We start from the raw sequence: 25,446 nt of genomic DNA on the forward strand, positions 1-25,446 counted from the left end.
TCGATCACGCTCCACTTGGAGCTGTCGATCATGATCGGCACGCGCGCGATCTCCGGCTCGGAGGCGATGAGGTGCAGGAAGCGCACCATCGCTTCCTTCGAATCGAGCATGGCCTCGTCCATGTTCACGTCGATGACCTGCGCGCCGTTCTCGACCTGCTGGCGGGCGACGGCCAGGGCTTCCTCGAATTGCCCGGCGAGGATCATTCGCGCAAAGGCCTTGGAGCCGGTGACGTTGGTGCGCTCGCCGATGTTGACGAACAGCGATTCGGCGCCGATGGCAACCGGCTCGAGGCCGGCGAGCCGCATCGGCGGCAGGTGCAAAGCAGTGGAAGCGGCGGAAAAGGTCATCGCGGGGGCACCAGCCAGACGCCGCGCCCGGTGCTGCGGCCCACCCGCAGCCCGCCGGGCGGCGGACGGGTGAGCGCCGTTGCAAGGAGCGCCGCAGGCGCCCCGCCTCGAGCCTGGCGAACTGCAGCAGGTGCAGGCCGTCGCAACGCTCCTCGAGAAGGAGGCATTTTAGAGGCGTCGAAGCCGAGCGCTCGCCGCCGCGCTCACGGCCATGTTCTCGCTCGGGGGTGCCTGGGCTATCGCAAAGGCTGCCACGCTCGGCGGCACATGCGAAGCCCTGCGCTTACAAAACCTCACCCGGCTGCGGGGCCACCCGCTTGTGCGGCACAGTGCCAGCGGTTGGAATCCTCGCCATGAAAACGAACTCGAAACTCACCCTCCCCGCCTTGGTCTTGGTGGCCGCCCTGGCCGGCTGCGCCACCGACCCGGCGGGCCGCCCCGACGCCGTGCCATCGCTCGGCGGGCTGTTCGGCTCCGGCCTGTCTCCCGCGCTCGAATCGCAGCGCACACGCTTGAAGCAGGCGCTGAGCGGCACGCCGGTGGTGATCGAAGCCACCGAAGACCGGCGCCTGCGCGTCGAGGTGCCGAGCCGGTTTTCCTTCGACCCCGGTCGCGCGGCCGTCAAGCCGGCGCTGGGAGCCGTGCTGGATCAACTCGCCGTCGGCTTCAAGCCGCAAGCCGCCACGACCGAACTGCGCGTCGGCGTGCCGGCGGGCGCGGATGCCTCGCCCCGGCTGGTGCAAGAACGCGGTGCCAGCACGCGCGATTACCTGATCGGCCGCGGCGTGCCGGTTTCGCGCATCGTGGACGTGGGCCGGGCCGAGGGCGGCGCGCTCGAGATCGTGGTCAGCGACAGGCCGTGAGGTCGGCTGCCGCTTGGCGCCGTTGTGCGGCGCGAAGCGGCGAGCCGCTGTCAGCCGGCGTTTGCCAGCCGGCGGGCGCTCGTTTCACTCACGCGCGACGCGGCCGACCTGCGGCTCACAGCCTCAGGTCGCAGCTGCTTCTTCGACCAATTCCGACAGCCAGCGCTCGTTCCGGGCTCGCGGCTTGTAGGCGCTCACGCGTTTGGTGATCTCGGCGATGTGCTCCGGCGTCGTGCCGCAGCAACCGCCTGCAATATTGAGAAAACCGGCCTTTGCGAAGCCCTCGACCAGCCCGCCGGTGATGTCCGGCGTTTCGTCGAAGCCGGTGTCGCTCATCGGGTTGGGCAGGCCGGCGTTCGGATAGCAGGAGACGAAGGTGTCGCCGGCCACCTTGGCCAGCTCCTCGATGTAGGGCCGCATGAGCGCGGCGCCGAGCGCGCAGTTCAGGCCCACGGCGATCGGCTTGGCGTGGCGCACCGAATGCCAGAAGGCGCTGACCGTCTGGCCGCTAAGGATGCGGCCGGAGGCATCGGTCACGGTGCCGGAGATGATCACCGGCAGGCGCTCGCCGGTGGTCTCGAACAGCTCGTCGATCGCGAAGATCGCGGCCTTGGCGTTGAGGGTGTCGAAAATGGTCTCGACCAAAAACAGGTCGGCGCCGCCGTCGAGCAGGGCCTGGGCCTGTTCCAGATACGCCTTGCGCAGCGCCTCGAAGCTGACGTTGCGTGCTGCGGGGTCGTTGACGTCCGGGCTGATGCTCGCGGTGCGCGGCGTCGGGCCCAGGGCGCCGGCCACGAAACGCGGCTTGTCCGGCGTGCTGAACTTGGTCGCCGCGGCGCGGGCCAGTTGCGCCGCGACGAGGTTCATCTCGCCTGCCACCGCTCCCAGGCCGTAGTCGTCCTGCGCGATCGAAGTGGCGCCGAAGGTGTTTGTCTCGATGATGTCGGCACCGGCCGCGAGATAGCCCTCGTGGATTTCGGTGATGACGTCGGGCCGTGTGAATTGCAGCAGCTCGTTGTTGCCCTTCAGGTCCTTCGGGTGGTCCTTGAAGCGCTCGCCGCGGTAATCGGCCTCGCCGAGCTTGTAGCGCTGGATCATTGTGCCCATGGCACCGTCGAGGATCAGGATGCGCTGCGCGAGCAGCTCGGGCAGCGCCTGGGCGCGGGTGTACGGGCGGGTGTGGGTCGGCTGGCTCATGCGTCATTGTAGAAATGCCACACGCCGCTTGCGGCGTGTGGCCGGAAGCGAAGAACGCCCGGCCCGCAGCTAGCGCGCAGCGCCGGCGCGCGGATCAGTGCAACACGACCGGCTGGTGCGCCAACGTGGTGTAGTTCGCCAGGAACGCATCCATCTCTTCGACGCCGGGCGAGGTTTCGATCAGCGCCTCGACGCCGAGCTTGAAATGCTCCGCCAGCGCGCCATCCAGAAACAATTCCATCCGCGACGATTTGTCGACGATCTCGTAGCCGCCGCGGGCCGGCACCGCGTTTTCCTCAGGCGAGGACTCGTCCTGGCCTGACACGACGAACTGCACCACCGCAAAGTTGTCCGAGTTGTAGAGCATGTGCATGGCGGATCACTCCTTTGGGCCTACATGAGCACTCCCTGGCAATTTTCAAGCCGGGTCGCGATCCGAACACCCGATGCGGCCTTTGTGCGCGGGGAGCGCAGCGCTCCGGGGGCCGCTCCTCATCAGCTCATCGACCCGCTCCGGTGCGCAGCAGTTCCAGCGCGTCGCCATCGCCGTCGGTCAAACGTGCCCGCACCGGCAGGTGCGAGGCGGCCGGGTCGAGCCAGAACTCCGCGCGGGTGTCGCCCGGCTCCTCGGGTTGGCGCAGGAAGCGAAGCGCCCGCACACTGACTTCGCCGGTTCGCAGCGCTTGCGGGCCTTCGTAGCGCAGCGCCCACAGCTTGGCGTCGCCCCGCGCGCCGACCACCGGAAGCGTCAGCACCGTGCCCACTGCCGGCGGCTCGGACCAGGCATTGGCAATGGCGGCGAGTTGCACCATCACGCTGAGCCGGTCCTGCGTGCCCTTGCGCAGCGACAGCGGGGGTTTGTCGTTCGAGAAGACGATGCGGCCGGCGTGGCGGTCGAAGTCGGCCACGCTTTCGTCGCGGCGCCAGCGCTGGTCGGTGTAGCGGGTCGGTGCCAGGCCGGCGGCGTCGAAGCCGCCGCGGCTGGTCTGTGTGATGAGCGTGCCGATGATCGGCACGCTGCCTTCCAGCCGCAGCACGTAGCGGTCGCCTTCGACGCGCCAGTCGAGCAGGCCGCTGCCAACGATGCCGCTGCGGCTCAACCGGTAAGTTATGCGGGCCGACGCAGGGATGCGTGTTCGGTAAACCGCCGGCGCCTCGGCGCCCCCCCCGGCGCCGGAGCGACCGCTCGCAAGCGGCGTCCGGGCGACCAATGGCGTGGCGGCTTCTGCTTCGAACCCCGGCTCCAGCGACACCGGCTGCGCAGCGCGGATTGCGGTGGCGCACATCAGCGCAAGCGTCGCCGCCAGCGCGAGGCACGGCCCTCGCCCCGAGCGGGGGGCCCATCGGTGCAGCGCCCGAAAATTAGAATGCGGCATCCGATTCACTGTAGCGAGTTCCTCGCGAGCAAGCGCTGCGAGGCCCCGCATCCCGATGAAACTCGCCACCTACAAGGACGGCTCGCGCGACGGGCAACTGCTCGTCGTCTCACGCGACCTGAACACCGCCCACCATGCCAGCGCGATCGCCACACGCCTGCAGCAGGTGCTCGACGACTGGAACTTCCTGTCGCCGCAGCTGCAGGATTTGTACGAGACGCTGAACAACGGCCGGGCACGCCACGCCTTCGCCTTCGATCCGCAGCAGTGCATGGCGCCGCTGCCGCGTGCTTATCAGTGGGCGGACGGGTCGGCTTACCTCAACCATGTTGAGCTGGTGCGAAAGGCGCGCGGCGCAGAGGTGCCGGAGAGCTTGCACACCGACCCGCTCATGTACCAGGGCAGCAGCGACGACTTTCTCGGCCCGCGCGACCCGATCGTCTGCGCCGACGAAGCCTGGGGCCTCGACTTCGAAAGCGAGATCGCCGTCGTCACCGGCGACGTGGCGATGGGCACCTCGCCCGACGCCGCCATCGACAGCATTCGGCTGCTGATGCTCGCCAACGACCTGAGCCTGCGCCACCTGATCCCGGCCGAGCTCGCCAAGGGCTTCGGCTTCTTCCAGAGCAAGCCGGCCACTGCTTTCAGCCCGGTCGCCGTGACGCCCGACGAGCTCGGCGATGCCTGGCGCGGCGGGCGCGTGCATCTCGGCCTGCAGTCGGTGTGGAACGGCAAGCAGGTCGGCCTGTGCGAAGCGGGCCCCGAGATGAGCTTCCACTTCGGGCAGCTCATCGCCCACCTCTGCAAGACGCGCAACGTGCGCGCCGGCAGCATCGTCGGCGGCGGCGCGGTCAGCAACAAGGACCCGGCGCGCGGCTACAGCTGCATTGCCGAGAAGCGCGCGATCGAGGCGGTCGAGGGCGGTGCGCCGGTCACGGAATTCCTGAAGATCGGCGACACCCTCCGCATCGAGATGAAGGGCAAGGACGGGCAAAGCATGTTCGGGGCGATCGAGCAGACGGTCACGGCGCCGGCCTGAGCACGGCCAGACGCCATGAACGAATTCCCTCGCACCCTCAAGATCGCCACCGTCTGGCTGCTGCTCGGCGTGGTCGTGTTCCTGGGCTTCAGCACTTTCCAGGCGCAGCAACAAAAAGCCCGCTTCAGCATCGACGGCAGCGCCATCGAGATCGAGCGCGGCCCGGACGGCCATTACCACTGGCCCGGTACGCTCAACGGCCGCGAGGTGGACTTCCTCATTGACACCGGCGCCACACGCAGTGCGATCTCTGCCGAGCTGGCGCGCGAACTGGACCTCGAAGCGCTGGGCAGCGTGCAGTCGAGCACCGCCGGGGGCGTGGTCCGCGGCCACATCGCGCGTGCCGATCTGGTGCTCGAAGGCGGCGTGCGCGCCGAGCGCTTGCCGCTGGTCGTGCTGCCCGCACTGGGCGACAAGCCGCTGCTCGGCATGGACGTGCTCGGCCGACTGCACTGGCAGCAGCAGGGCAGCGTGCTGCGCATCGAGGCGGGTAGGCCGCGTTGAAGCGTCGCAGCCGAAGCCCATGAGTGCGGCAACGCGCGCAGACCAGCCTGCGCGCGCTCGACCGGCGCGAAACGGTCAGGCGCTGCCGAGCGCAAAAAGCTTTGCCGCGTCGGCGGCAAGGAGGCTGCACGGCAGACTCGCTCGCCGCACAATGGATCGACAACCACGAGGAGAAACGATGGCCGATGCCGCACCCGACTTCGCAAAACTGGTTCCGGGTTTCGACTTCCTGCAAGGGCTGGTCAAGAACGCAAGTTCGGTGCTGCCGAACATCGGGCAGTGGGTGGCACCGACGCTCGACCCCGAGGAGCTGGAAAAACGCATCGAGGAGTTGCGCACCGTGCAGTTCTGGCTCGAGCAGAACGCGCGCATGCTAGGCGCCACCATTCAAGCGCTGGAGGTGCAGCGCATGACGCTGTCGACCCTCAAGACCATGAACGTGCAGGTGGCCGACCTGCGCGAATCGATGCGCATCAAGCTGCCCGATGAGGACGAGGCCGGCGTCGGCGCGTTTGCGTCGGCGGCGCAGAATTGGGCGAGGCCGGGCGCCGGTTCGGTGCAGGCCGACGCATCGACCGGCGAAGACGGCGCGCAGGCTTCCACCGCTCGCCGCGGCAAGAACCGGGACGCCGATAAGAGCAAGGCCGGCGCGGCCCCGGCCGGCGTGGTGGATCCGATGCAATGGTGGGGCGCGCTGACCAAGCAGTTCACCGAACTTGCCGCCAATGCAATGAAGGACGCCGCCTCGGACTCTGCCAAGCCGTTCGCCGGCAACCTGGTCAAACAGGGCTTCGACGCCGCCGAGCAGACCGCCCAGGCCGGCATGGCCCCGGCGCGGCAAGCCAGCGAGATGGCCGGGAAGGTCGCCGACAAGGTCTCGCGCTCGGAGGCCAAGGCCAAGGCAGACCCCAAGACTTCACCGACAGTCAAGAAGGCACCGGCCCGGAAGGCGCCCGCCAAGCGCGCATCAGCGCGCCGCCGCTGAACCACCGGGCCGCCGCAGGATCACACGAGCCGATGCAGTCTTTCGCTTACGCCCATGCCAGACACCCGGACTGGCGCAATGTGCTCGCCCTGGTTCTCTCGCAGCTCGATACGCAGGAGCTCGGCACGCCGACGCTCGGTTGGTGCTACCTGACCGACCACCACGCGCTGGCCGCCGAAGAGTTGCTGACGGCGCTGCGCGAGCGGTTTCCCGGCGTGGCCTGGGTCGGTGCGGTCGGCGTGGGCATCTGCGCGGGCGACGTCGAGTATTTCGACGAACCGGCGCTGGCGGTCATGCTGGCGAGCCTGCCGCGCGAGCACTTCCGTATGTTCTCGGGCCGCCAGCCGCTCGCGGCCGCAGGCAGCGGTGGCTTCGCCGCGCACACGGCGCTGGTGCATGCCGACCCGGCCACGCCCGATCTGGCGGAGCTGATCGGCGAGCTGAGCGAGCGGGTCGACAGCGGCTACCTGTTCGGCGGCCTCGCCTCGGCGCGCAACCGCACGCTGCTGATCGCCACCAACGCCACGGATGACGGCGGCGCGCAAGGCGACGGCGTGTTCGAGGGCGGGCTCTCCGGCGTGGCCTTCGGTGCGCAGGTCGGCCTGGTGTCGCGGGTCACGCAGGGCTGCCAGCCGGTCGGCGTGTCGCGGTTCATCACCGAGGCGGAGCGCAACGTGGTCTATGCGCTCGACGGCGAGCCCGCGCTCGATTGCCTGCTGCGCGACCTCGGCGTCGATGAAAGCGCGCCGCGCGAGGCTCTGCCGCGGCTGCGCAGCACGCTGGTCGGCTTGAGCGACGGGCTGCGCATCGGCCCGGCCGCGGCCGGGCCGATACGGCAAGCGGCAACAACGGGCTCGCCCGGCGATGCCGGATCACGCGAGGATGAGGCGGCCGGTGACGGGTCCGCCCGGGCGTTTGCGGCAAGCGCCGCGTCGAGCGGGAGGACGGCAACCTCCGCCGCGGCCTTGCAGAACCCCGAGTTCGCCACGCCGCCTCGGCGCGGCGCCTTCGGCACCGAAACGCGCGTGCGCCACCTGATCGGCCTGGATCCGCAACGCCGGGGTTTCGCCATCGGCGACATCGCCGAGCCGGGCCAGCAACTGGCCTTCTGCCGCCGCGATGTCGAAGCGGCGCGGCGCGACCTGGTGCGCGTCGCGGCCGAGATCCGCAGCGCGCTCGAACCCGACGATCTGTCCCTGGCGGGCGCGCCGTCCGCCGGCGCCGAGCCCGCAGCACCCGGCAGCGAGGGCCGACGGATCGTGGGCGCGCACTACGTGAGCTGCACCGGTCGCGGCGGGCCGCATTTCGGCGCGCCCTCGGCCGAATTGCAGCTTTTGCAACACGCGCTCACCGGCGCTGCGCAGCAGCCGGTTCCGCTGGTCGGTTTTTTCGCTGCCGGGGAGATCGGGCACCGCCAGCTCTACGGCTACACCGGTGTGTTGACGGTGTTCACGGCGCCGGCGTAGTACCGGCGAGAAGTTCGGGGCGCGTCGTTCCGGGCGAAAGCGGGAGCGGCCTGCGCGACACAGCGCTGCGACGCATCGATGCGCAGGTATTTTCGAGGCATCAGAAATACGCCAAGGCCTTCAGTCGGCTGCTGATGGAAGCGTCCGAAGACAGTGCTTTCGGGCCTGCCATGCCCGTTGCCCGCCTGGGATGGCGTCACGCCTTCGTTGACCTCGCTCCGGCCTCGACGGCGGCCTTCTCGTCGGGTGGCGACGACTTCACCGTCACCGGTGCGCCGATCGCGCAAGACGCGCTCGTGATCAGGATCAGGATCAGGATCAGGATCAGGATCAGGATCAGGATCGGGCTCGATCTCGAGCTCTCCGACAACACCACCTTCGGCGTTTCCTATCAGGGTCAGATCGCCAGTGGCGCCGAGGATCACGGCGCCCGAGCCCGCTTGTCGCTGAGGTTCTGACCCCGAGCAGCGCGAGGCTGGTCTGTGGCGATGCTGAACCGCCGTGGCGCGCGACCCGGGTGCGGAACCTGCGCCTCGAGCGGCACTCCCACCGCGATGCGCGCGCTCCTGCCCTTGATCCTGCTGTCGGCCATGCTGGTGGCTCGAGCCCAGGGCGACACGCCCACCGTGCCTGCAGCAGCCCCCGCCCCGGTGCGCGACATCGTCCAGCAGCGTCTGCCCGACGGCCGCGTCATCTTCACCGACCGCCCCGTGCGCGACGCACGGACCCTGCGCACCTGGCAGTACCAGCCCGAAGATCCGCAACTCGCCACGGCGCGACGCGCCGCCGCCGAGCGCGAGTCCGCCGCGGTCACCGAACGCATCGCCCGCCGGCTCGAACAGCAGCGCGAGATCGACCGCGACATCGAATTGGCACGCGCTCAGGCGGCCGCTGCGGCGGCCGAGCGCGATGCTGCGCGTGTGCGCAGCGAGGCCGAGCAGCCGCAGGTGATCGTCTGGCCCCGGCGCAGCTTCGGGCCGCGACCGCCGTTCAAGCCGCATCCGCCCGGCGCCCACCTGCCTTTCAAGCCACACCCGCCGGGCGTGAAGCCACCGCAGCGCCCGGGGCCCAAGTTGCCACCGCGGCCGGGCGCGACGCCGCCGCCCGGGCCCAACACGCACTACGACCGATGGCCGCCCTGAGTGGGATCCGAGCCTTCCATCGGCTTTCGTCGGCTTTACTGCGCCAAGGCGGGCTTCGCGCGCGCCGCACATGGCCCTCGCGGGTCGTGCCCGGGCGCTCCGCGGCACGCCGGGCGTGCCCGCCCAGGGCGCCGTCGCTGTAGCTCCACAGCGGCGGTATCGGACGAATTTTCTGCTGATTACGGACTTTTCCGTCAAAAGCCTACGAACCCAAGCACACCATCGCCCGCCCGGGCCTGCGCTTAAGCTCGGGTTCGCGCGGCTACCGCGCCGGATCGGCGCTGCGCTGCGCCGTCAGGAGACTTCAAATGAACGCCCCCATCGAACCCACCCTGCTGCAGCCCGCAACAACAACGCGCGAAGCCCGCGCGCGCCGCCAGGCCGAGGTCGTGGCCGCACTCGCGCCGCTGGTGCCCGCCCATGCCTTGCTGTGGCAGCCCGAGGACACCGTTCCCTACGACTGCGACGGCCTGACCGCCTACCGGCAGATGCCGCTGGTCGTGGCGCTGCCCGAAACCGAAGCACAGGTGGCCGCCGTGCTGAAAGCCTGCCACCGGTTGGCCGTGCCGGTGGTGGCACGCGGCGCCGGTACCGGCCTGTCGGGCGGCGCGCTGCCGCACGAACTGGGCGTGACCTTGTCGCTGGCGAAGTTCAACCACATCGTCAAGATCGATCCGGTCTCGCGCACGGCCGTCGTGCAGGCCGGCGTGCGCAACGCCGCGATCAGCGAAGCGGCATCGCCGCACGGCCTGTACTACGCGCCCGACCCGAGCAGCAAGATCGCCTGCACCATCGGCGGCAACGTCGCCGAGAACTCCGGCGGCATGCACTGTCTGAAGTACGGCCTGACCGTGCACAACGTGCTGCGCGTGCGCGGCTTCACTGTCGAGGGTGAGCCGGTCGAGTTCGGCTCGGAGGCGCTCGATGCGCCGGGGCTGGACCTGCTCTCGGCCGTGATCGGCTCCGAAGGCATGCTGGCCGTGACGCTCGAAGTGACGGTCAAGCTGGTGCCCAAGCCGCAGCTCGCGCGGGCCATCCTGGCCAGCTTCGACGATGTGCAGAAGGCCGGCCATGCGGTGGCCGCGCTGATCGGCGCGGGGATCATCCCGGCCGGCCTGGAGATGATGGACAAGCCGATGACCGCCGCGGTGGAGGACTTCGTGCGGGCCGGCTACGACCTCGAGGCCGCCGCCATCCTCATCTGCGAAAGCGACGGCACGCCCGAAGAGGTGGAAGAGGAGATCGGCCGCATGGTCGCGGTGATGGAGCAGGCCGGCGCCACGCGCTTTTCCATCAGCCGCGACGAGGCCGAGCGCCTGAAGTTCTGGAGCGGGCGCATGAACGCCTTTCCCGCCAGCGGGCGCATCAGCCCCGACTACATGTGCATGGACTCGACCATCCCTCGCAAGAAGCTGGCGGAGATCCTCATGCGCATCGGCGAGATGGAAATCAAATACGGCCTGCGCTGCTGCAACGTCTTTCATGCCGGCGACGGCAACCTGCACCCGCTCATCCTCTTCGACGCCAACGACCCCGACCAGTTGCACCGCTGCGAACTGTTCGGCGCCGACATCCTGGAGACCAGCGTGATGCTCGGCGGCACCGTGACCGGCGAGCACGGCGTGGGCGTGGAAAAACTCAGCTCCATGTGCGTGCAGTTCACGCCGGCCGAGCGCGAGCAGATGTTCGGCCTGAAGCGCGCCTTCGATCCGCGCGGCCTGCTCAACCCCGGCAAGGTGATTCCCACGCTGAGCCGCTGCGCCGAATACGGAAAAATGCATGTGAAGAAGGGCCTGCTGCCCTTCGCGCACCTGCCGCGCTTTTAAGACAACGATGGACACGAGAGAAGAAGACGCGGCCGTGACCGCCACGCAGGCCGAACCCGTCACCCCGCTGGCGGCCGAGCGCCCCGACGCCGCGCTGAACGCGCTGGTGGAGCAGGTGCGCGCCGCCCAGGCGACAGGTACGGCACTCGAGATCCGTGGCCACGGCTCCAAGGCGTTCTACGGTGGCCCGATCACGGGCGAGCCGCTCGACATCGGCGCGCTCGCCGGCATTTCCAGCTACGAGCCGACCGAGTTGGTGGTCACCGCGCGCGCCGGCACACCGATCGACGAACTGGAGGCCGCACTCGCCGAACAAGGCCAGTGCCTGCCCTTCGAGCCGCCACGCTTCGCCGGCAGTGCGAATGGCAGCGGCACGGTCGGCGGTCTCGTCGCCGCCGGCCTGGCCGGACCGCCCCGCGCGAGCAGCGGCGGTGTGCGCGATTACGTGCTCGGCGCGACCCTGCTCAATGGCCGGGCCGAGGTGCTGAGCTTCGGCGGCCAGGTGATGAAGAACGTGGCCGGCTACGACATCTCGCGGATGCTGGCCGGCTCGCTCGGCCTGCTGGGCGTGATCCTGGAGGTCTCGCTCAAGGTGCTGCCGGTGCAGCCGGCGACGGCCACCCTGCGCTTCGAGCTCACCGAGGCCGCCGCGCTGCGCCAGCTCAATGCCTGGGGCGGCCAGCCGCTGCCGATCAACGCCAGCGCCTGGTGGGACGGCATGCTGCTCATCCGGCTGCGCGGCGCCCGCGCGGCGGTCGACGCGGCCATGACGCGGCTGGGCGGCGAACGCATCGAAGACGCCCTGGCCACGCCGTTCTGGGAAGGCCTGCGCGACCACGGCGACGAGTTCTTCGCCCGGGCCCGGCAGGCCATCGACTCCGGCTCCGGTGCGGCGCTGTGGCGCCTGTCGGTGCCGCAGACCGCCGCGCCGCTCGACGTGGCCGGCGAGCAACTCATCGAATGGGGCGGCGCCCAGCGCTGGTGGTGCACTGCGGCCGGCGCGGCGGCGGTGCGCGAGGCGGCGCAGCGCGCCGGGGGCCACGCGACGCTCTTTCGCGGCGGCGACAAGACCGCCGGGGTGTTCGCACCGCTGACTGCGCCGCTCGCGCGCATCCACCGCGAGCTCAAGCGCGAGTTCGATCCGGCGGGCCTGTTCAATCGCGGCCGGCTGTATCCGGATCTTTGAGTCGGCGCATCTTTACGAGGACCCCATGCACATCGCCATCCTCACCTTCGAGGGCTACAACGAGCTCGACTCGCTCATCGCCCTGGGCATCCTCAACCGCGTCAAGCGCCCCGACTGGCGCGTGTCGTTGGCGGCGCCGAGCGACACCGTCACCTCGATGAACGGCGTGGTCGTTCATGCACAGGCCTCGCTGGAGGAAGCCAGCCGTGCCGATGCGGTGATCGTCGGCAGCGGCATGCGCACCCGCGAGGTGGTGGCCGACGCCGCGCTGCTCGGGCGCCTTCGGCTCGACCCGGCGCGCCAACTCATCGGTGCGCAATGCTCGGGCACGCTGCTGCTCGCCAAGCTCGGCGTGCTCGAAGGCGTGCCGGCCTGCACCGACCTCATCACCAAACCCTGGGTGCAGGAGGCGGGCGTCGAGGTGCTGAACCAGCCCTTCTTCGCTCGCGGCAATGTCGCCACCGCCGGCGGCTGCCTGGCCTCGCAATACCTGGCGGCCTGGGTCATCGCGCGCCTGGCGGGCCTGGAGGCCGCGCGCGACGCGCTGCACTACGTGGCGCCGGTGGGCGAGAAGGACGACTACGTGGCGCGGGCCATGGGCCACGTGCTGCCTTGCCTGCCGAGCGCCGAACATTCTTCCGAGGCCGCGCTTGCGGCTTCCTGAATCGACTTCATGCAAACGAATCTCGCTCCCGAATTCCAGGGCACCGCCGATGGCGCCGAGGCCGAAGCCATCCTTCGCAAGTGCGTGCATTGCGGCTTTTGCACCGCCACCTGCCCGACCTACCAGTTGCTCGGCGACGAGCTCGACGGCCCGCGCGGGCGCATCTACCTGATCAAGCAGGTGCTCGAAGGCGAACAGCCGACGCGCAAGACGCAGATCCACCTCGATCGCTGCCTGACCTGCCGCAACTGCGAATCGACCTGTCCGTCCGGGGTGCAGTACGGCGCGCTGGCCGACATCGGCCGGCGCATCGTCGAGGCCAAGGTCGAGCGCCCGCCGGCCGAACGCGCGGCGCGCATGGCGCTCAAGGAGGGCCTGACTTCGCCGCTGTTCGCACCGGCCATGAAGCTGGGCCAGTTGTTCCGCCCCTTCGTGCCGGCGGCTTTCAAGGCCAAGGTGCCTCCCAAGGCGCCGGCGCGCGCTCACCAGTGGCCGACGCGCACGCACGCACGCAAGGTGCTCATGCTGCTCGGCTGCGTACAGCCCTCGATGGCACCCAACATCAACAGTGCCACCGCGCGGGTGCTCGATGCGGCCGGCATCCAGACCTTGGTGGCCGACGGCGCCGGCTGCTGCGGCGCGATTCGTGCGCACCTGAGCGACCACGAAGGGGGCCTGGCCGACATGCGCCGCAACATCGACGCCTGGTGGCCGCTGGTCGAGGGCCTGACCGGCCAGGGCAAGGTCGAGGCGATCGTGATGAATGCGTCAGGCTGCGGCGTGACCGTCAAGGATTACGGCCATCACCTGCGCCACGACCCGGCCTATGCCGAGCGCGCGGCGAAGATCGGCGCATTGACGAAGGACCTGAGCGAGTTGCTTCTGGACCTGGTGCCGCAGCTCAAACCGAAACTGCGCGGCAAGGCGCCGAAGCTCGCCTATCACCCGCCATGCACCTTGCAGCATGGGCAGCAGTTGCGCGGCGGCGTCGAAGACGGTCTGCGGGAGCTCGGCTTCGAGCTCGCGCTGGCGCCGAGCGAGAGCCACCTGTGCTGCGGCTCGGCGGGGACCTATTCGGTGCTGCAGCCCAAGCTGGCCTATCAGCTTCGCGACCGCAAGCTCGCCGCGCTTGCGCCGCTGCGTGCCGAGGCGATCGTGTCCGCCAACATCGGCTGCATCCAGCATCTGCAAAGCGGCACAGGCGTGCCCGTGCGGCACTGGGTCGAAGTGCTCGACGAGGCGCTGGCCGACTGACACTGGGGTCGTTCAGGTATTGCTCCCTCTCCCACTTGTGGAAGAGGGTTGGGGTGAGGGCAGTCAGCCCACGCCCCACCCTCACCCCAACCCTCTCCCGCCCCGGCGGGAGAGGGAGCGAAGCCGCCGCGCCACTCAGCGCACGCGCCCTTCCTTCCACGCGCCCAACAGCTTTTCATACGCGATGGTTTCGCCCTTGGGCTTCTCGTTGGCCAGCTTCTTCCATGGCGCGCCCTTGTCGCTCAGGTACTTGGCGGGGTCGCCCTTGGGGTTGAGCTTGGGCGGGCACTTCGCCATGCCGGCACGCTCCAGGCGGGCCATCACGTCGTCCATCTCCCCGGCCAGCGTGTCCATCGCACCCTGCGGCGTCTTCTCGCCGGTCACCGCCTGTGCCACGTTCTTCCACCAGAGCTGCGCGAGCTTGGGGTAGTCGGGCACGTTGGTGCCGGTCGGCGTCCAGGCCACGCGCGCCGGGCTGCGGTAGAACTCCACCAGCCCGCCGAGCTTGGGTGCCATGTCGGTCATGGCCTGGCTCTGGATGTCGCTCTCGCGGATGGGCGTGAGGCCGACGATGGTCTTCTTCAGCGAGACCGTCTTGCTGGTGATGAACTGCGCGTACAACCAGGCCGCGGCCGTGCGGTTGGCGTCATGGTCGGCGAAGAAGGTCCACGAACCCACGTCCTGGTAGCCGTTCTGCATGCCCTCCTTCCAGTACGGGCCGTTGGGGCCGGGGGCCATGCGCCACTTGGGCGTGCCGTCCTCGTTGACCACCGGCAGGCCGGGCTTGACCATGTCCGCGGTGAAGGCCGTGTACCAGAAGATCTGCTGCGCGATCTGGCCTTGCGCGGGCACCGGGCCGGATTCGCCGAAGGTCATGCCGGTGGCTTCCTTGGGCGCGTACTCCTTCATCCACTGGACGTACTTGGTGAGCGCATAGACGGCCGCCGGCGAGTTGGTCGCGCCGCCGCGGGACACGGAGGCGCCGACCGGCGTGCACTTGTCGTCGGCCACGCGGATGCCCCACTCGTCCACCGGCATGCCGTTCGGGATGCCGACGTCGGCCGTGCCGGCCATCGACAGCCACGCGTCGGTGAAGCGCCAGCCGAGCGAGGGGTCCTTCTTGCCGTAATCCATGTGGCCGTAGATCGGCTTGCCGTCGATCTCCTTCACGTCCTTGCTGAAGAAGGCGGCGATGTCCTCGTAGGCGCTCCAGTTCAGCGGCACGCCGAGGTCGTAGCCGTATTTGGCCTTGAACTGCTCCTGCAGGTCCTTGCGCGCGAACAGGTCGGCGCGGAACCAGTACAGGTTGGCGAACTGCTGGTCGGGCAGCTGGTAGAGCTTGCCGTCGGGCGCGGTGGTGAAGCTGGTGCCGATGAAGTCCTTGATGTCCAGGCCAGGGTTGGTGTACGCCTTGCCCGCACCCGTCATGTAGTCGGTAAGGTTGAGGATCTTGCCGTAGCGGTAGTGCGTGCCGATGAGGTCGGAGTCGCTGATCCAGCCGTCGTAGATGCTCTTGCCGGACTGCATGGACGTCTGCAGCTTCTCGACCACGTCGCCTTCCTGGATGAGGTCGTGCTTGACGGTGATGCCGGTGATCTCGCCGAAGGCCTTGGCCAGCGTCTTCGATTCGTACTCGTGCGTGGTAATGGTCTCGGAGACCACCGAGATTTCGTTGACGCCCAGTGCCTTGAGCTTGGCGGCGGCTTCGGCGAACCACTTCATCTCGGCGGCCTGCTCGTCCTTGCTCAGCGTCGAGGGCTGGAACTCGTCGTTGATCCAGCGCTGTGCGGCGTCGGCCGTTGCTGCCGCCGGTGCGGCCGGCGTCGCAGGCGTTCCCGACGGCTGGGCTGCGGGGGCCTGCGTGCTGGCCGGAGGAACGGGCACCCCCTCTTCCTTCTTGCCGCAGGCCGTCAGGACCAGCGCGGCCGCGGCGGCCATCACGGTGTACTTGAGCTTCATGTCGGTCTCCTCATTGTTCGCTCCCCCGCTGTGCATTCAGATGCATCGGCCCCGGGGAAGTGGGTGGGCCGCATCTCCGGTAAGTCTGTTCAGCCTTTTCTCATGACCAGCGCCAGTGCTGCCATCGACAGCACGAAGCCGAACCACACGCTCGGCTCGCCGTCGAGCGAGAACCACTCCATCAGGCGGCCTGACATCGCCAGGAATACCAGGTTGATGTAGGCCGCGCTCAGCAGGCCGATGAAAAGCCGGTCGCCACGCGTGGTGGCGATGGGCAGGAAGCCCTTGCGCTCCACGGTGGGTGACTTGATTTCCCACAGCGTCATGCCGGCGAGCATGAGCACGATGCAGGTGAAGAACACTGCAACGGGGAGGGTCCAGGCCATCCAGTTGAACATCGAGCGGTCTCCTTTTGTCTTGCTCCCTCTCCCGCTGGCGGGAGAGGGAGTAATACGCAAACACTCAAACGCGCCCCATGGCGAAGCCTTTGGCGATGTAGTGCCGCACGAACCAGATGACGATCGCGCCCGGCACGATGGTCAGCGTGCCGGCCGCGGCGAGCACGGCCCAGTCCATGCCCGAGGCACTCACGGTGCGCGTCATCGTCGCGACGATCGGCTTGGCGTTCACGCTGGTCAAGGTGCGCGCCAGCAGCAGCTCGACCCAACTGAACATGAAGCAGAAGAAGGCGGCCACGCCGACGCCCGACTTGATCAGCGGAATGAAGATGGTGAGGAAGAAGCGCGGGAAGGAGTAGCCGTCGATGTAGGCCGTCTCGTCGATTTCGCGCGGCACGCCGCTCATGAAGCCTTCGAGGATCCAAACCGCCAGCGGCACGTTGAACACCAGGTGCGCCAGCGCGACGGCCCAGTGCGTGTCCATCAGGCCGAGCGTGGAATAGAGCTGAAAGAAGGGCAGCAGGAACACTGCCGGCGGCGTCATGCGGTTGGTGAGCAGCCAGAAGAAGACGTGCTTGTCGCCGAGGAAGCGGTAGCGCGAGAAGGCGTAGGCCGCCGGCAGCGCCACGGAGACGGAGATCACCATGTTGATCGCCACGTAGATCAGCGAATTGATGTAGCCCGAGTACCAGGACGCATCGGTGAAGATGGTGCGGTAGTTGGCCCAGGTGAAGTCCTGCGGCCACAGCGAGAAGCTCGACAGAATCTCCTGGTTGCTCTTGAAGCTCATGTTGACCATCCAGTAGATGGGCAGCACGGCGAAGAGCAGATAGACGATCAGGAAGATCGTGCGCTTCTGGAAGGCACCGGTCGGGTTCATTCGATCGCCCCCTTGTCCACGGTGCCCACGCGCTGCATCCAGTTGTAGAGGATGAAGCACAGCAGCAGGATGATGAGGAAGTAGATGAGCGAGAAGGCCGCCGCCGGGCCGAGGTCGAACTGGCCGACCGCCTTTTGCGTCAGGAACTGGCTGAGGAAGGTGGTCGCGTTGCCCGGCCCGCCGCCGGTGAGCACGAAGGGCTCGGTGTAGATCATGAAGCTGTCCATGAAGCGCAGCAGCACGGCGATCATCAGCACGCCGCGCAGCTTGGGCAGTTGGATGTAGCGGAACACCGCCCACTTGCTGGCACCGTCGATGCGCGCGGCCTGGTAGTAGGCGTCGGGGATCGCGCGCAGGCCGGCGTAGCAAAGCAGTGCGACCAGCGGTGTCCAGTGCCACACGTCCATCACCAGCACTGTTATCCAGGCATGCGTGGCGTTGCCGGTGTAGCTGTAGTTGAAGCCGAGCTGCTGCAGCGCGGCGCCTAGCAGGCCGATGTCGGCGCGGCCGTAGATCTGCCAGATGGTGCCGACCACGTTCCACGGAATGAGCAGCGACAGCGCGACGATCACCAGCACGGCCGAAGCCTTCCAGCCGGTGGCCGGCATCGACAGCGCGAGCAGGATGCCGAGCGGAATCTCCACCGCCAGCACCGCCAGCGAGAAGCCGAGCTGACGCAACAGCGCCTCGTGCAGCTCCTCGTCGCGCATCACATCGACGAACCATTCGGTGCCGACGAACACGCGCCGCTCGGGCGAGATGATGTCCTGCACCGAATAGTTCACCACCGTCATGAGCGGCAGGATGGCGGAGAAGGCGACGCAGATAAGCACCGGCAGCACGAGCCACCAGGCTTTCTGGTTGACGGGCTTGAGCGTATTCATGCGATCAGCTCCTCGTTCCGATAGAAGCACGTGTGCTCGCCCATCACCTGCAGCCAGGCAGTGCTTCCCACCGTCGGCACCGCGACATCGGGCGCGAGCCGCGCCTTGATCGCGTGCTCGCCGATGCGCCCGGTCAGCAGCACGTGTGTGCCGATGTCGAGCGCCTGCGTGACAGCCACCGGCAGCGCGCCAGGCGCTTCGGCAGAAGCCAGCGAGACGTACTCCGGCCGCACGCCGAGCTTCACCTCGCCATCGGCAAGCGCCCGCGGCGCCGGCAAGCGCCGCCCCGCGATTTCGATGACGCCGGCCTCGGCACGCGCCGGCAAAAAGTTCATGCCCGGCGAGCCGATGAAGTGGCCCACGAAGGTGTGTGCCGGCCGCTCGAACAGATCGCCCGCGCTGCCGACCTGCACGGCGCGCCCTCGCGTCATCACCACCACCTGGTCGGCGAAGGTCAGCGCCTCGACCTGGTCGTGCGTCACGTAAACCAGCGTCAGCTTCAGCTCGTGGTGAATCTGCTTGAGCTTGCGGCGCAACTGCCACTTGAGGTGCGGATCGATCACGGTCAGCGGTTCGTCGAACAGCACGGCCGATACGTCCGAGCGCACCAGGCCGCGGCCGAGCGAGATCTTCTGCTTGGCATCGGCCGTGAGGCCGGCGGCGCGCTGGTCGAGCTGGCCGCTCAATTCCAGCATTTCGGCGATCTGCCCGACGCGCTGCTCGATCTGCGCCGCAGGCACTTTGCGATTGCGCAGAGGGAAGGCCAGGTTCTCGGCCACGGTCATCGTGTCGTAGATGACCGGGAACTGGAACACCTGGGCGATGTTGCGCTGCTGCGGGCTGTCGCGGGTGACGTCGCGGCCGTCGAACTTCACGCCGCCCTGCGAGGGCGCGACGAGACCCGAAACGATGTTGAGCAAGGTGGTCTTGCCGCAGCCCGAGGGACCGAGCAGCGCATAGGCGCCGCCGTCGTCGAAGCTCATCTTCAGGGGCAGCAATGCGTAATCGCTGTCGGCCTTGGGATGGGGTCGATAGGCGTGCGCCAGGTCGAGATCGATGCGGGCCATGTCAGCTTCTCCGTCGCGCTGCGCGAGACAGGGTCGGCGACGGGCGGCGCGCCCTCATCCCCCGCCTTCTCCCGCAAGCGGGAGAAGGAGCCCATACCGAGAGCCAAGTCGGGCCCATTTCAGTAAGCCCTTGCATGCGTGCGGGGCGGCGCGAGCAGCAATCCGCCATCGGCGCCGAATACGTAGACCTGCTCGGGATTGAGATAGAAGGTGATCGGCGCGCCAAGTGCCAGCTCGTGCACACCGGGCAACTGCGCGACCACCTCGCCGACCTTCGTTGCCGCATGCACGAAGGTATCGGAGCCGGAAATCTCGGCGAGCTCGACGCTGCCGGCCAGGGCCACGTCGCCTGGGCGCTCTTGCACACGCAGCGCCGCGGCGCGTACGCCGAGCGTGAGCCGACCCGTCAGTAAGCCGCCGACCGCAGTGGGCAGCGGCAGGTGCACCGGCGGCCCGGCCGTGCGGGCGCCGTTCGCGGCACGCAGTTCCACGCCCAGCATGGCCGGCTCGGCGGCGAGCAGGTTCATCGGCGGATCGCTGAACGCGCGCGCAACACGCAAGGACTCCGGTTTGTGGAACAGCTCGGCCGTCGGCCCGTACTGCAGCAGTTCGCCTGCGTCCATCACGGCGGTCCAGCCCCCGAGCAGCAGCGCCTCGCCCGGCTCGGTGGTCGCGTACACCACCGTCGAGTCGCCGGCCGCGAACAGTTGCGTGAGCTCCTCGCGCAGTTCCTCGCGCAGCTTGTAATCCAGGTTGACCAGCGGCTCGTCGAGCAGCATGAGCGGCGCGTTCTTGGCCAGCGCGCGGGCCAGCGCCACGCGCTGCTGCTGCCCGCCCGAGAGCTCTGCCGGCAGCCGGTCCAGGAAGGGATCGATGTGCAGCCGCTCGGCCAGCGCGCGCACGCGCTGCGCGATGGCGGCGCGGTCGAGACCGCCACGCAGCTTGAGCGGCGAGGCGATGTTCTCGGCCACGCTCAGCGACGGATAGTTGATGAACTGCTGGTAGACCATCGCGACATTGCGCCCGCGCACCGACACGCCGGTCACATCATTGCCATCGACCGTGATGCGGCCGTGCGTCGGCTTGTCGAGCCCGGCCATCAGGCGCATGAGCGAGGTCTTGCCGGCCTGCGTGGCGCCGAGCAGCACCGTCACCACGCCGGGCTGCAGCGCCAGGTCGAGCGGGTACAGGTGCTGCACGGCACCGACCTTCTGGCTGATCTGTTCGAGCGCGAGCTGCATCACGCCACTCCGCTCGACGACGGCGCAGGCGCAGGCGCGCGTGTCGCCCGGGCCGCCTCGGCCGCCTGCGGCGGCTGATCCTTCCGCGCCGAGCTCGCGTCGCGCCGCGCCATCCAGTCGGCGACGCGGCCGCGCTCGGCGGGTGTGTAGTGCAGGCCCAACTTGGAGCGGCGCCACAGCACATCGTCGGCCATGCCGGCCCATTCCTCGCGCTGCAGGTAGTCGAGCTCGGCCTCGCGCAGTCCCGGAGCGACCTCGGCGCCCAGCCCGGCCACGGAGTCGGCGTCGCCGAGCACATGGTCCACGCGGCTGCCGTAGGCGCGCGCGAGGCGGCGCGCCAGCGGGCCCGGCAGCCAGCCCATGCGCCGGCGCAGCTCGGCCACGAAGCGCTCGAAATCGGTGTCGGGCCGGCGTGGCGAACCGATCCAGGCCGACAGATCGCCCCCCGGCAGAAAGGCGCCCTCGGTCCAGGCGCGCCGCGGCTCGCCGAGCATGCGGCCGATCTCGTCGGCCGCGTCTTCGGCCAGCTTGCGGAAGGTGGTGATCTTGCCGCCCCAGACCGTGAGCAGCGGCGCGGCAAGGCCTGCGACGTGATGGGGCTCGAGCAGGTAGTCACGCGTCACGGCGCTCGGGTCGCCCGAGGCGTCGTCGAGCAGCGGGCGCACGCCGCAATAGCTCCACACCACGTCGGCCGGCCGCACCGGCGCGCTGAAGTAGCGGCTCGCCTGTTCACACAGGTAAGCGGTCTCCACCGTGTCGATGTGCGCTGCACCCGGATCGTCATGCCCAATCTCCACGTCGGTGGTGCCGATGAGCGTGAATTCGCACTCGTAGGGGATGGCGAAGATGATGCGTTTGTCGGGGTTCTGGAAGATGTAGGCGTGGTCGTGCTCGAAGCAGCGCGGCACCACGATGTGGCTGCCCTTGACCAGCCGCAGGCTGCGCGTGGCGAGCGCCTCGCCGGCGGCGGGCGTGGCGACGCCACGCAGGAAACTTTCGGCCCAGGGGCCGGCGGCGTTGACCAGAGCGCGGGCGTTGACCACGGTGCTCGCGCCATCGCCTGTGCGCAAGGTCGCGGTCCACCCGGAGGCGCTGCGCCGTGCGGCCGTGCAGTTCGTGCGCGTGAGCACCGTCGCGCCGCGCGCCGCAGCATCGATCGCGTTCAGCACCACCAGCCGGGCGTCATCGACCCAGCCATCGCTGTAAACGAAGCCGCGCGTGAACTCGCGCTTGAGCGGCGCGCCGGCCGGGTGCGAGCGCAGGTCGATACCGCGAGAAGCCGGCAGCACCTCGCGCCGCGCCAGGTGGTCGTACAGCAGCAAGCCGGCGCGCACCATCCAGGCCGGCCGCATGGCCGCGTCGTGCGGCATCACGAAGCGCAGCGGCCACATGATGTGCGGCGCGCTGCGCAACAGCACCTCGCGCTCCTGCAGCGCCTTGCGCACCAGCGAGAACTCGTAGTACTCCAGATAGCGCAGGCCGCCGTGGATCAGCTTGGTGGACGACGAAGAAGTGTGCCCGGCCAGATCGTCGCGCTCGCACAGCAGCACCCGCCAGCCGCGGCCGGCGAGATCGCGTGCTATGCCCGCGCCGTTGATGCCGCCGCCGACCACCAGCACGTCGCAGTGCAGCGGATCGGCAGGCGAGCGGGCGGCGGGCACCGAGGCAGGCGCGGCGGGGGTCACGAAGGCGGTCTCCTGGGTCTGCAGCGTTCGAGCAAAACGGTTTGTAAGCCACAAACGCGCAATACCGCACAGGTGTTTACCCAAATTTGCTTTCGTTTTTGTTCGTTTAGGCTCGCACCGGCATGACACCCAATCCTCGCCAATCCCGCCTGCTCGACGAAGTGCGCGCCCGCGGCGCCGTCTCGGTGGAGGCGCTGGCGCAGCAGTTCGGCGTGACCCTGCAGACCGTGCGGCGCGACGTGCAGCGGCTGGCCGAAGCCGGCCTGCTGGCGCGCTTCCACGGCGGCGTGCGGATGCCGGGCTCGACCACCGAGAACATCGCCTACCGGCAACGCCAGGCGCTGCAGGCCGACGGCAAGGCGCGCATCGCGCGCGCCGTGGCCCGGCAGGTGCCGGAGGGCTGCTCGCTCATCCTCAACATCGGCACCACCACCGAGGCGGTGGCGCGCGAGCTGCTGCACCACCGCGGGCTGCGCGTGATCACCAACAACCTCAACGTCGCGGCCATCCTCAGCGACAACCTGCAGTGCGAGGTGATCGTCGCCGGCGGCGTGGTGCGACAGCGCGACCGCGGCATCGTGGGCGAGGCGACGGTCGACTTCATCGCGCAGTTCAAGGTCGACATCGCTGTGATCGGCATCTCCGGCATCGAGGCCGACGGCACCCTGCGCGACTACGACTTCAGCGAAGTGAAGGTGGCGCGCGCGATCGTGCGGCAGGCGCGCGAGGTGTGGCTTGCCGCCGACCACAGCAAGTTCAACCGGCCGGCGATGGTGGAGCTGGCGCGGCTCGAGCAGCTCGACCGGCTGTTCACCGATGCGGCGCCGCCCGAACCCTTCCCGCGGCTGCTGGCGGAGGCGGGCGTGGAGTTGGTGGTGGGCGATAGCGCGGCAGCCTTGGCTGAGGGCAGCGCGAGCCAAGGCGAGGCGGCGCTTGCCAGCGGCGGCTCGGACAACGAGGATCGTCGCAAGGCCGACTGAGGCCTCGTCAACGCACGAAGGCTCGCCATGACCTACCTCCTTGCCCTCGACCAGGGCACCTCCAGCTCGCGCAGCATCGTGTTCGACGCCGGCGGGCGGATCGTCGCCATGGCGCAGCGCGAGTTCCGGCAGATCTATCCGCAGCCGGGCTGGGTCGAGCACGATCCGAAGGAGATCTGGAACAGCCAGCTCGCCACCGCGCGCGAAGTGCTGGCCAAGGCCGGCATTCACGCGCGGGACCTGGCGGCGCTCGGCATCACCAACCAGCGCGAGACCACTCTGGTGTGGGACCGCCGCACCGGCGAGCCGATCCACAACGCGATCGTCTGGCAGGACCGCCGCGCCGAGCCCACCTGCGCCGCCCTGCGCGAAGCGGGCGCCGAGCCGCTGGTGCGCGAGCGCACGGGGCTCATCATCGACGCTTACTTCTCCGGCACCAAGCTCAAGTGGATCCTCGACGCGGTGCGCGGCGCGCGTGCGGCAGCGCGGCGCGGCGAGCTGGCCTTCGGCACGGTCGACAGTTGGCTGCTGTGGCAACTCACAGGCGGCAAGCTGCACGCCACCGACGTCACCAACGCGGCGCGCACGATGCTGCTGAACGTGCACACCAATCAGTGGGACGACGAGCTGCTCGAGTTGCTCGACATCCCGCGCGAGCTGCTGCCGCAAGTGCTGCCCTCGAGCCATGTGTACGCGCACAGCGAGGCAGACCTGCTGGGAGCGCCGGTGGCCATCGGCGGCGTCGCCGGCGACCAGCAGAGCGCGCTGTTCGGCCAGGCTTGCTTTCGCCCCGGGCTGGCCAAGAACACCTACGGCACCGGCTGCTTCATGCTCATGCACACCGGCAGCGCATTCCAAATCTCAGCCCATGGCCTGATCACCACCAGCGCCGCGCAGACCGGCCCGCACACCGAGTACGCGCTCGAAGGCGGCGTTTTCATCGCCGGCGCCGTAGTGCAGTGGCTGCGTGACGGCCTGCGCGCCATCAAGGGCAGCGGCGAGGTGCAGTCGCTCGCCGAGAGCGTTCCCGACGCCGGCGGCGTGGTCTTCGTGCCGGCCTTCACCGGCCTGGGCGCGCCCTATTGGCAGCCGCAGGCCACCGGCGCAATCGTCGGACTGACGCGCGGCACCACCGTGGCGCACATCGCACGCGCGGCGCTGGAGAGCATCGCCTTCCAGAGCGCCGCGCTGCTCACGGCGATGAGCCGCGACGCAGTGGCGGCCGGCGCACAGCCGGTCAGTGAGTTGCGCGTCGATGGCGGCGCGTGCGTGAACGACCTGCTGATGCAGTTCCAGGCCGACCTGCTCGGCATCGCGGTGGTGCGGCCCAAGGTCATCGAGACCACCGCACTCGGCGCGGCCTACCTGGCGGGCCTGGCCTGCGGCGTCTATAAGGGGGTCGATGAGTTGTCGGCGCAGTGGCAAGTCGAGCGGCGCTTCCTGCCGACGATGCCGCGGGAGCGCGCGGCCGAACTGATGGGACGCTGGGACCGCGCCGTCCGGCAGGCCACGGCGGCCTGACGCGCTTTGCGGACGGCCGCGAATGCGCTTCAATCGATGCTGATCTTCGCGTCTGTGACCACCTTGCGCCATTTCGCGATCTCGGCCTGAGTGTGCTTGCCGAACGCATCAGGCGCGTATTGCGCCTCCGGCAGGAGACGGATGCCCATGTCGGCCATCTTCTGCGTCCACGCCTTGTCGGTCATTGCCTTCAGGTAGGCCTGATGCATCTTCTGAATCACCTCCTTGGTGGTTCCCTTGGGCGCGTACAGGCCGTACCAGGTGGCGGCCTCGAAACCCGGCAGCGTCTTGTCGGCGAGCGGGGCCACGTTCGGAAACTGCGCCATGGGCTGCGGCGACGTCAACGCAAGCGCTCGGAGCCGGCCACCCTGAACTTGCGGCAAGCCGGTGTTCGTCTGGTCGAACATGGCGTCCACCTGGCCGGAGATCAGGTCGTTGAGCGCGGGCGCGGCACCCTTGTAGGGAACAGACAGGATTTGAATGCCGGCCCGGCTTTCGAACAGCGCGGCGATCAGGTGCGAGGTCGAGCCGGCGCCGGAGTTGCTGAAGTTGAGCTTGCCGGGGTTCTTCTTCGCGAAGGCGATCAGATCCGCGGCGGTCTGGTACGGGGACGCCTTCGGTACCAGCAGCACGAGCGGCGTGTCGGGGAAGCGGAAGACCGGCTCGAAGTCCTTCACCGGGTCGTAGCTCAGATTCTTGTACAGCGATGGCGCTGCGCCCATGTAGCCGAGGTGGCCGACCAGGAAGGTGTAGCCGTCGGGATTCGCCTTGGCGGTCTTTGCCGCGCCGATGGTGCCGCCCGCACCGCCCTGGTTCTCGAAACGGGACGACCCAGGTGATGGTCTTGGACGGATAGGCCTGTGCGTGGGCGACCTGTGTTGCGGCCGCAAGGGCCAGGGCGCACAGGCTGGTTTTCAGACGATTCATGGGAGTCTCCAAGGGGTTGAGTGGGTTGTCGGAATCAGCCGGCGGCCTTCGA

23 protein-coding genes, 2 pseudogenes and 1 riboswitch are annotated in these 25,446 nt (G+C 68.8%); of the genes and pseudogenes, 13 read left to right on the forward strand and 12 right to left on the reverse strand.

What is annotated here, in order from left to right; translation table 11 throughout:
- Positions 1 to 350, reverse strand: a 350-nt coding sequence (locus H0W40_RS12595) for a dihydropteroate synthase (RefSeq protein ID WP_292446641.1), incomplete at its 3' end; no start/stop codon positions are given.
- A 64-nt stretch (positions 351 to 414) separates the two neighbouring features.
- Positions 415 to 510, reverse strand: a riboswitch (S-adenosyl-L-homocysteine riboswitch).
- Between the two features lie 193 nt (positions 511 to 703).
- Between H0W40_RS12595 and H0W40_RS12600 the strand changes: the two genes are divergently transcribed.
- Positions 704 to 1,213 carry a hypothetical protein gene (locus H0W40_RS12600; protein WP_292446643.1) on the forward strand — a complete coding sequence of 170 codons (510 nt, stop codon included), beginning with the start codon at positions 704 to 706 and terminating at the stop codon, positions 1,211 to 1,213.
- Positions 1,214 to 1,336: 123 nt separating this feature from the next.
- Here H0W40_RS12600 and H0W40_RS12605 read toward each other — a convergent pair whose 3' ends face one another.
- The 3 genes from H0W40_RS12605 to H0W40_RS12615 all read right to left on the reverse strand — a co-directional run bounded on the left by H0W40_RS12605 (position 1,337) and on the right by H0W40_RS12615 (position 3,837).
- Positions 1,337 to 2,410: a homocysteine S-methyltransferase family protein gene (locus H0W40_RS12605; protein ID WP_292446645.1), complete on the reverse strand. Its 1,074-nt coding sequence runs from the start codon at positions 2,408 to 2,410 to the stop codon at positions 1,337 to 1,339.
- A gap of 94 nt (positions 2,411 to 2,504) precedes the next feature.
- A complete protein-coding gene (locus H0W40_RS12610; protein WP_292446647.1) occupies positions 2,505 to 2,783 on the reverse strand; it encodes a DUF3567 domain-containing protein in 279 nt (92 codons plus the stop codon).
- A 127-nt stretch (positions 2,784 to 2,910) separates the two neighbouring features.
- A complete protein-coding gene (locus tag H0W40_RS12615; protein ID WP_367153808.1) occupies positions 2,911 to 3,837 on the reverse strand; it encodes a DUF3108 domain-containing protein in 927 nt (308 codons plus the stop codon).
- Positions 3,838 to 3,841: 4 nt separating this feature from the next.
- Here H0W40_RS12615 and H0W40_RS12620 point away from each other — a divergent pair, with 4 nt between their 5' ends.
- From H0W40_RS12620 to glcF, 10 genes are all read left to right on the forward strand, one after another.
- Positions 3,842 to 4,825 (forward strand): fumarylacetoacetate hydrolase family protein, encoded by a 984-nt coding sequence (locus H0W40_RS12620; RefSeq protein WP_292446650.1) that lies wholly within the window; start codon positions 3,842 to 3,844, stop codon positions 4,823 to 4,825.
- 15 nt (positions 4,826 to 4,840) lie between these two features.
- Positions 4,841 to 5,329, forward strand: a complete 489-nt coding sequence (locus H0W40_RS12625) for a retropepsin-like aspartic protease (RefSeq protein ID WP_292446652.1) — start codon at positions 4,841 to 4,843, stop codon at positions 5,327 to 5,329.
- A gap of 178 nt (positions 5,330 to 5,507) precedes the next feature.
- A complete protein-coding gene (locus tag H0W40_RS12630) occupies positions 5,508 to 6,314 on the forward strand; it encodes a PhaM family polyhydroxyalkanoate granule multifunctional regulatory protein (RefSeq protein ID WP_292446654.1) in 807 nt (268 codons plus the stop codon).
- 32 nt (positions 6,315 to 6,346) lie between these two features.
- Positions 6,347 to 7,780 (forward strand): FIST N-terminal domain-containing protein, encoded by a 1,434-nt coding sequence (locus H0W40_RS12635; RefSeq protein ID WP_292446656.1) that lies wholly within the window; start codon positions 6,347 to 6,349, stop codon positions 7,778 to 7,780.
- Positions 7,781 to 7,854: 74 nt separating this feature from the next.
- Positions 7,855 to 8,238 (forward strand): autotransporter domain-containing protein, encoded by a 384-nt coding sequence (locus tag H0W40_RS12640; RefSeq protein ID WP_292446678.1) that lies wholly within the window; start codon positions 7,855 to 7,857, stop codon positions 8,236 to 8,238.
- 96 nt (positions 8,239 to 8,334) lie between these two features.
- Positions 8,335 to 8,922 (forward strand): hypothetical protein, encoded by a 588-nt coding sequence (locus tag H0W40_RS12645; RefSeq protein WP_292446658.1) that lies wholly within the window; start codon positions 8,335 to 8,337, stop codon positions 8,920 to 8,922.
- A gap of 308 nt (positions 8,923 to 9,230) precedes the next feature.
- The gene (locus tag H0W40_RS12650; protein WP_292446660.1) at positions 9,231 to 10,748 is read left to right on the forward strand and encodes an FAD-linked oxidase C-terminal domain-containing protein; all 1,518 of its coding nucleotides are present in this window, start codon (positions 9,231 to 9,233) and stop codon (positions 10,746 to 10,748) included.
- Between the two features lie 7 nt (positions 10,749 to 10,755).
- The gene (glcE, locus tag H0W40_RS12655; protein ID WP_292446662.1) at positions 10,756 to 11,934 is read left to right on the forward strand and encodes a glycolate oxidase subunit GlcE; all 1,179 of its coding nucleotides are present in this window, start codon (positions 10,756 to 10,758) and stop codon (positions 11,932 to 11,934) included.
- Between the two features lie 25 nt (positions 11,935 to 11,959).
- Entirely contained in the window at positions 11,960 to 12,598 is a 639-nt protein-coding gene (locus H0W40_RS12660) for a DJ-1/PfpI family protein (RefSeq protein WP_292446663.1), read from the forward strand.
- A 9-nt stretch (positions 12,599 to 12,607) separates the two neighbouring features.
- Positions 12,608 to 13,852: a glycolate oxidase subunit GlcF gene (glcF, locus tag H0W40_RS12665; protein ID WP_292446664.1), complete on the forward strand. Its 1,245-nt coding sequence runs from the start codon at positions 12,608 to 12,610 to the stop codon at positions 13,850 to 13,852.
- A 135-nt stretch (positions 13,853 to 13,987) separates the two neighbouring features.
- Here the strand turns inward: glcF and H0W40_RS12670 are convergent.
- The 7 genes and pseudogenes from H0W40_RS12670 to glpD form a co-directional block, all read right to left on the reverse strand.
- Positions 13,988 to 15,640: pseudogene (locus H0W40_RS12670) on the reverse strand (ABC transporter substrate-binding protein); the annotation flags it as partial.
- Positions 15,641 to 15,900: 260 nt separating this feature from the next.
- Positions 15,901 to 16,209: a DUF2160 domain-containing protein gene (locus H0W40_RS12675; RefSeq protein ID WP_292446666.1), complete on the reverse strand. Its 309-nt coding sequence runs from the start codon at positions 16,207 to 16,209 to the stop codon at positions 15,901 to 15,903.
- A 64-nt stretch (positions 16,210 to 16,273) separates the two neighbouring features.
- Positions 16,274 to 17,089 (reverse strand): carbohydrate ABC transporter permease, encoded by an 816-nt coding sequence (locus H0W40_RS12680; RefSeq protein WP_292446667.1) that lies wholly within the window; start codon positions 17,087 to 17,089, stop codon positions 16,274 to 16,276.
- Positions 17,086 to 17,973, reverse strand: a complete 888-nt coding sequence (locus H0W40_RS12685; protein ID WP_292446669.1) for a carbohydrate ABC transporter permease — start codon at positions 17,971 to 17,973, stop codon at positions 17,086 to 17,088. The genes H0W40_RS12680 and H0W40_RS12685 overlap by 4 nt, the downstream gene beginning before the upstream one ends.
- Positions 17,970 to 19,040, reverse strand: a complete 1,071-nt coding sequence (locus H0W40_RS12690; RefSeq protein WP_292446671.1) for an ABC transporter ATP-binding protein — start codon at positions 19,038 to 19,040, stop codon at positions 17,970 to 17,972. The genes H0W40_RS12685 and H0W40_RS12690 overlap by 4 nt, the downstream gene beginning before the upstream one ends.
- Before the next feature lie 119 nt (positions 19,041 to 19,159).
- Positions 19,160 to 20,281 carry an ABC transporter ATP-binding protein gene (locus H0W40_RS12695; RefSeq protein WP_292446672.1) on the reverse strand — a complete coding sequence of 374 codons (1,122 nt, stop codon included), beginning with the start codon at positions 20,279 to 20,281 and terminating at the stop codon, positions 19,160 to 19,162.
- Positions 20,281 to 21,966 (reverse strand): glycerol-3-phosphate dehydrogenase, encoded by a 1,686-nt coding sequence (gene glpD / locus H0W40_RS12700; RefSeq protein WP_292446674.1) that lies wholly within the window; start codon positions 21,964 to 21,966, stop codon positions 20,281 to 20,283. Before glpD ends, H0W40_RS12695 begins: the two co-directional genes overlap by 1 nt.
- Before the next feature lie 122 nt (positions 21,967 to 22,088).
- Here glpD and H0W40_RS12705 point away from each other — a divergent pair, with 122 nt between their 5' ends.
- Positions 22,089 to 22,946 carry a DeoR/GlpR family DNA-binding transcription regulator gene (locus H0W40_RS12705; RefSeq protein WP_292446675.1) on the forward strand — a complete coding sequence of 286 codons (858 nt, stop codon included), beginning with the start codon at positions 22,089 to 22,091 and terminating at the stop codon, positions 22,944 to 22,946.
- Positions 22,947 to 22,973: 27 nt separating this feature from the next.
- Positions 22,974 to 24,467: a glycerol kinase GlpK gene (gene glpK / locus H0W40_RS12710; RefSeq protein ID WP_292446676.1), complete on the forward strand. Its 1,494-nt coding sequence runs from the start codon at positions 22,974 to 22,976 to the stop codon at positions 24,465 to 24,467.
- Positions 24,468 to 24,496: 29 nt separating this feature from the next.
- On the opposite strand, the pseudogene H0W40_RS12715 reads toward glpK, so the two are convergent.
- Positions 24,497 to 25,394 (reverse strand): annotated as a pseudogene (locus H0W40_RS12715) (Bug family tripartite tricarboxylate transporter substrate binding protein).
- Positions 25,395 to 25,446: the final 52 nt, after the last annotated feature.

Source organism: Methylibium sp. (genome assembly GCF_013817345.1).
GTDB lineage: Bacteria > Pseudomonadota > Gammaproteobacteria > Burkholderiales > Burkholderiaceae_C > Methylibium.